1 protein-coding gene is annotated in these 874 nt (G+C 62.4%); it reads right to left on the bottom strand.

Going from position 1 to position 874, the window contains the following annotated elements:
- Positions 1 to 4 precede the first annotated feature (4 nt).
- On the bottom strand, positions 5 to 874 hold an 870-nt coding region (locus MFF58_RS31845), incomplete at its 5' end, for an IS481 family transposase (RefSeq protein ID WP_238294325.1).

The raw sequence follows: 874 nt of genomic DNA, 5'->3' as shown, positions 1-874 counted from the left end.
GCCGCTAGATGTTCGGTCCCGGCATGTGGTGTGACGGATCGAGCCTGAAGCGTTCTGGCTCTTTCGTCCAGGCCTGGCAGATGAACTCGTAGGGGGTAAGGCCGCGCAGGGTCTTGAGCCGGCGTCCGTAGTTGTAGGCATCCACGAACAGCTGCAGGTGCTGCCGGAGTTCGTTGTGGCTCTCGTAATGGTAGCGCTTGACCGTGGCGTCCTTGATAGTTCGGTTCATCCGCTCGACTTGACCGTTCGTCCATGGGCAGCGCGGCTTGGTCAGGCGGTGCTCGATCTTCGTCTGCTCGCACGCCCATTCGAACGAATGCCAGCGGTACAGGCGCGGCCCGTCCTGGGTCGCCCAGTAGGCGGCTGCCTTCGCTTCGGCCTCCTCGTTCACTGGCTTGTTGTCGGTAAACTGGATGCCGTTATCCGTCAGCACCGTGTGGATCGTGTAAGTCACCGCCGCGATCAGATCGTGTAGAAAGGCTGCAGCGATCCGTTGCGTCGCCTTCTCGTGCAGTTGGACGAAGGCGAACTTGCTGGTGCGGTCGATGGCCACGAACAGGTGTAGCTTGCCTTGTTCGGTGCTGACCTGCGCGATGTCGATGTGGAAGTAGCCGATCGGGTAGGCCTTGAACTTCGAACGCTTCGGCTTGTCGCCCTCGACGTCCGGCAGGCGACTGATGCCGTGACGCTGCAGACAGCGATGAAGCGACGAGCGGGTCAGATGCGGCAGGCTCGGTTGCAGCGCGTAGAGGCAGTCGTCCAGCGGCAGCAGAGTGTGCCGGCGGAAAGCGACGATGACCGCCTCGTCCTCCAAGCTAAGCACGCTGGATCGGGGCTCCTTCGGTCCCATCCGAGCATCGGTGCTGGTCTGGCG

Source organism: Methylobacterium longum (genome assembly GCF_022179385.1).
In the GTDB taxonomy this organism is placed as follows: Bacteria; Pseudomonadota; Alphaproteobacteria; order Rhizobiales; family Beijerinckiaceae; genus Methylobacterium; species Methylobacterium longum.
The sequence above is the reverse complement of the archived record's forward strand: the minus strand, read 5'-3'. Positions and strand labels throughout refer to the sequence as shown.